This window comes from Micromonospora sp. MH33 (assembly GCF_003013775.1).
Lineage (GTDB): Bacteria > Actinomycetota > Actinomycetes > Mycobacteriales > Micromonosporaceae > Micromonospora > Micromonospora fulviviridis.
In genome coordinates this window covers 1-5,131 of sequence record NZ_MUYZ01000392.1, presented here as the reverse complement: position 1 = coordinate 5,131, position 5,131 = coordinate 1, and the positions used below count along the sequence as shown (strand labels likewise).

Genomic DNA, 5,131 nt, shown 5'->3' with positions numbered 1-5,131 from the left:
TGGCCGCCGCGTCGCTGCGCGCCGCTCCCCTCCGCTCCGCCCGCGCCCGACGGACGCTCGGCGTGCTCGGCGGCCTGGCCGCGCTCGGCTGGGCGGCCGGCACCGTCGAATTCACCCGGGCCCGCGTCGCGCCCGGCCCGCGCACCCCCGACGAGGTCGCCACCATGCTGGTGACCAGCGCGCTCATCCCGCCGCTCGCGGTCGTCCACTGGGTACGCGGCTGGCGGCGCGCCCGCGCCGTCCCCGCCGGGGACCTGGTCATGGCGCCGGTCCCGGGGGCGGGACGGGATGTTTAGGTCCTTGTCCCGGGGCAACTTCTCGGCCATGAACCCGTCGGGTCCCGCCCTGTACGACGCGGTGCTGCTCGACCGTGACGGCACCCTCGTCGAGGACGTGCCCTACAACGGCGACCCGGAGAAGGTCGGTCCGCTACCCGGCGCCCGGGAGGCGCTGGACCGGCTGCGGGCGGCCGGGCTCCGGCTGGCCGTCGTGACCAACCAGTCCGGACTCGCCCGCGGCTACTTCACCGAGCGCGAGATGCACGCGGTGCACGCCCGGATCGAGGAGCTGCTCGGCCCCTTCGACCACTGGGCGATCTGCCCGCACGACGACACCGACGGCTGCGCCTGCCGCAAGCCGGCCCCGGGGTTGGTGCACGAGGCCGCCCGGGCGCTCGGCACCGCGCCCCGGCGCTGCGTGCTGATCGGCGACATCGGCCGCGACATGGCCGCCGCGCTCGCCGCCGGAGCCACCGGGATCCTGGTGCCCACCCCGGTCACCCGCCCCGAGGAGGTCGCCGAGGCGCCGGCCGTCGCCCGGGACCTGCCCGGCGCGGTGGCCGAGATCCTGCGCCGGGACCGGGCGGTACGGCCGGTGGTGCCGCGTACCGGGCGGGCCGGCACGGTGCTGGTGGCGCGCAGCGACGCGGCCGGCGACCTGCTGGTCACCGGCCCCGGCATCCGCGCGGTCGCGGCCGGGGCGGAACGGGTGGTGCTGCTCTGCGGGCCACGCGGTCGGGCGGCAGCCGAACTGCTGCCCGGCGTCGACGAGATCATCGAGTGGCCGCTGCCCTGGATCGACGCCCCCGCCCCGCCGGTCGACCCGGCCGGGATGCGCAGCCTGGTGGACCGGCTCGCCGCCGTCCGCGCGGACGAGGCGGTCGTCTTCACCTCCTTCCACCAGTCGCCGCTCCCCCTCGCCCTGCTGCTGCGGATGGCCGGCGTCCCGCACATCAGCGCGATCAGCGACGACTACCCCGGGTCCCTGCTGGACGTCCGGCACCGGGTGCCGGTCGGGGTGCCCGAGCCGGAGCGGGCGCTCTCCCTGGCCGCCGCGGCCGGCTTCGCCCTGCCCGCCGGGGACGAGCCGGGGCTGCGGTTGCGCGCCGACCGGCTGCCGCCCGCCCCGGCCGCCGCTGGCGAGCCGGGCTACGTGGTGCTGCACCCGGGCTCCTCGGTGGAGACCCGGGCCTGCCCGTTCGAGCTGGCCACCCGCATCGTCCGGGTGCTCAGCGCGGCCGGCTACCGGGTGGTGGTCACCGGCGGGCCCGACGAGCGGGAGCTGACCGCGCAGGTGGCCGCCGCGGGCGGCCTCGACCTGGGCGGACGTACCGGCCTCGGCGAGCTGGCGGCGGTGGTCGCCCGGGCCGGCGCGCTCGTGGTCGGCAACACCGGGCCCGCGCACCTGGCGGCGGCGCTCGGCGTGCCGGTGGTCAGCCTCTTCGCCCCGACCGTCCCGTTCGGGCAGTGGGGACCCTACCGGGTGCCCACCGTGCGGCTCGGCGACGCCGGGGCGGCCTGCCGGGACACCCGGGCCGTGCGCTGCCCGGTCCCCGGCCATCCCTGCCTGTCCGCCGTCGAGCCGGGCCGGGTGCTGGAGGCGCTGCGGCTGCTCGGGGTGCCCGCCGACGCGTCGGAGCCGCTGGTCACCGTCCCCGGCGGGGTGGTCGGATGAACGTCCTGGTGTGGCACGTGCACGGGTCCTGGACCACGTCGTTCGTGCACGGCAAGCACCGCTACCTGGTGCCGGTCACCCCGGACCGGGGCGCGTACGGGCTGGGCCGGGCGCGGACCTACCCGTGGCCGGACAGCGCCGTCGAGGTGACCCCGCCGGAGCTGCGCCGGGCCGACGTGGACGTGGTGCTGCTCCAGCGGCCCGAGGAGTTCGACCTGGCCTGCGAGTGGCTGGGCCGCCGGGTCGGCCGGGACCTGCCGGCCATCTACGTCGAGCACAACACCCCCAAGGGCGACGTGCCGAACAACCGGCACCCGATGGCCGACCGGGATGACCTGCTGCTCACCCACGTCACCCACTTCAACGAGCTGTTCTGGGACAACGGCGGCACCCGCACGGCGGTGGTCGAGCACGGGGTGGTCGCCCCGGCCGTCGAGTGGACCGGCGAGCTGGACCGGCTCGCCGTCGTCATCAACGAGCCGGTACGCCGCTGGCGGGTCACCGGCACCGACCTGCTGGCCCACTTCGCCGACCTCGCCCCGCTGGACGTCTACGGCATGAAGGTGGCCGGGCTCGCCGACCACCTGGGCCTGCCCCCGGACCGGCTCACCAGCCACGACGACGTGCCGCAGCACGCCATGCACGCCGAGCTGGCGAAGCGGCGGGCGTACCTGCACCTGTGCCGGTGGACCTCGCTCGGGCTGAGCCTCGTCGAGGCGATGACCATGGGCATGCCGGTGGTGGCGCTGGCCACCACCGAGGCCGTGGAGGCCGTGCCGCCGGCCGCCGGCGCCCTCTCCACCCGGGTCGACGTGCTCGTCGAGGCGGCCCGGGGCCTGCTGGACGACCCGGCGGCGGCCCGCCGGGCGGGCGCCGCGGCCCGGACCGCCGCCCGGAACCGCTACGGCCTGGAGCGATTCCTCGCCGACTGGGACCGGCTGCTGGAGGAGGAAGTATGCGCATCGCGATGATCTCGGAGCACGCCAGCCCGCTCGCCGTCCTCGGCGGGGAGGACGCCGGCGGCCAGAACACGCATGTCGCGGAGCTCTCCGCCGCGCTCGCGGCCGCCGGTCACGACGTCCGGGTCCACACCCGGCTGGACGCCGTGGACCTGCCCGTGACGGTCCGCGCCCCGGACGGGTACGACGTGGTGCACGTGCCCGCCGGCCCGGCCGAGCCGGTGGCCAAGGACGACCTGCTGCCGTACATGCCGGCGTTCGGGGAGTGGCTGGCCGACCGCTGGCGCACCGGCGACTGGCAGCCCGAGGTGGTGCACGCGCACTTCTGGATGAGCGGACTGGCCGGGCTCGCCGCCGGGCGGCGCACCGGGGTGCCGGTGGTGCAGACGTACCACGCGCTCGGCACGGTCAAGCGCCGCCACCAGGGCGCGCAGGACACCAGCCCGCCGGGCCGGGTCGGGCACGAGCGCCGGCTGGGCCGCTCCGTCGACCGGGTGGTCGCCCAGTGCCAGGACGAGGTCGCCGAGCTGGTCCGGATGGGGGTGCCCCGGTCCCGGATGACCGTCGTGCCGTCCGGGGTGAACCTGTCCACCTTCGCGCCGCTGGGCCCGGTCGCCGAACGGGACGGCGCCCGGCCCCGGATCCTCACCGTCGGGCGGCTGGTCGAGCGCAAGGGCTTCCAGGACGTCATCCGGGCCACCGCGCTGGTGCCGGACGCCGAGTGCGTGGTGGTCGGCGGCCCGCCCGCCGGGCTGCTGGAGACCGACCCGTACGCGCGGCGGCTGCGGGCGCTCGCCGAGTCCTGCGGGATCGCCGACCGGGTGAAGCTGATCGGGGCGGTGCCCCGGGAGGAGATGGGGCGCTGGTACCGGTCGGCGGACGTGCTGGTCGCCGCTCCCTGGTACGAGCCGTTCGGGCTGACCCCGCTCGAGGCGATGGCGTGCGGCGTACCGGTGATCGGCACGGCCGTCGGCGGGCTCAGAGACACCGTGGTGCCCGGCCGGACCGGCGACCTGGTGCCGGCCCGCGACCCGGCGGCCCTCGGCGCGGCGATCCGCGGGCTGCTCGGCGACCGGATCCGCCGGTTCGCCTACGCCACCGCGGCCCTGGAGCGGGCCCGCACCCGCTACTCCTGGTCCACCACCGCCGACCGGCTCGCGGACCTGTACGCCGAGGTGGCCACCGTGCGCCGGCCCACCCGGGTGGTCGCCTGATGGCGGCGCCCACGCCGGCCGTCGGGGGGACGGTGCTGGAGGACCACCTGACCCGACTGGCCGCCGCGCTGCTGCCGCTGCGCGACGCGGAGCAGCTGCTGGCCCGCTGGGGCGGGGAGCTGGCGCACCGGCTGGCCACCGGCGGGCGGCTGCTGGTCGCCGGCAACGGCGGCAGCGCCGCCGAGGCCCAGCACCTCACCGCCGAACTCGTCGGCAAGCTCCGCGACGACCGCGAACCACTGTCCGCCATCGCCCTGCACGCCGAAACCTCCGCCCTCACCGCCATCGGCAACGACTACGGCTACGACGAGGTCTTCGCCCGCCAGGTCCGCGCCCACGGCCGACCCGACGACATCCTCCTGCTCATGTCCACCAGCGGCACCAGCACCAACCTGCTCACCGCCGCCCGCGCCGGACACGACACCGGCCTGCGCTGCTGGGCCTTCACCGGCCCCGCCCCCAACCCGCTCGCCGAGGAGTGCCACGACGTGCTCGCCGTGCCGTCCCCGGACAGCCAGGTCGTGCAGGAACTGCACCTGGTCTCCACGCACGTGCTCTGCGAATACGTCGACCGGGCGCTGCCCGCGGCGCTCGCCGCGCGGGCGGCGGGCCGGACGCCGGCCGACGCGGTGCGGACCGGTGTCGAGGTGGTGCTCGGCGACGGTCCGGACGGGAAGGTGCAGGCCCGATGAGGAGGTCGAGCATGACGGGACCCGTGGTGGTGCTCGGTGACACGCTGCTGGACCGGGACGTCGAGGGGGTGGTGAACCGGCTCTGCCCGGACTCCCCGGTGCCGGTGCTCGAGGAGACCACGCACGTCGACCGCCCCGGTGGCGCCGGTCTCGCCGCCGTCTTCGCCGCCGCGGAGGGCGCCGAGGTGGCGCTGGTCACCGCGGTCGCCGATGACGCCGGCGGGGCCCGGCTCGGCACCTGGACCCGGAGTGGACCGCCTTCGGCGTCGACGAGGGCAGCCGGCGCTACGCCGCCGGTCCGGTCCACCTCTAC

At 77.0% G+C, this 5,131-nt stretch carries 4 protein-coding genes and 2 pseudogenes; all 6 read left to right on the top strand.

Translation table 11 applies throughout. The features are described 5' to 3' along the window. Positions 1 to 296 (top strand): annotated as a pseudogene (locus B0E53_RS38820) (transferase); the annotation flags it as partial. A 28-nt stretch (positions 297 to 324) separates the two neighbouring features. After that, the gene (locus tag B0E53_RS32950) at positions 325 to 1,953 is read left to right on the top strand and encodes an HAD-IIIA family hydrolase (RefSeq protein WP_246835718.1); all 1,629 of its coding nucleotides are present in this window, start codon (positions 325 to 327) and stop codon (positions 1,951 to 1,953) included. Further along, on the top strand, positions 1,950 to 2,924 hold the full coding sequence (locus B0E53_RS32945) for a glycosyltransferase (RefSeq protein WP_107079525.1): 975 nt from the start codon (positions 1,950 to 1,952) through the stop codon (positions 2,922 to 2,924). Before B0E53_RS32950 ends, B0E53_RS32945 begins: the two co-directional genes overlap by 4 nt. Continuing rightward, complete coding sequence (locus B0E53_RS32940; protein ID WP_107079524.1) at positions 2,909 to 4,126, top strand: glycosyltransferase; 1,218 nt, start codon at positions 2,909 to 2,911, stop codon at positions 4,124 to 4,126. The genes B0E53_RS32945 and B0E53_RS32940 overlap by 16 nt, the downstream gene beginning before the upstream one ends. Continuing rightward, positions 4,126 to 4,818, top strand: a complete 693-nt coding sequence (locus B0E53_RS32935) for an SIS domain-containing protein (RefSeq protein WP_210406305.1) — start codon at positions 4,126 to 4,128, stop codon at positions 4,816 to 4,818. The genes B0E53_RS32940 and B0E53_RS32935 overlap by 1 nt, the downstream gene beginning before the upstream one ends. An 11-nt stretch (positions 4,819 to 4,829) precedes the next feature. Next, positions 4,830 to 5,131, top strand: a pseudogene (locus B0E53_RS32930) (D-beta-D-heptose 1-phosphate adenosyltransferase); the annotation flags it as partial.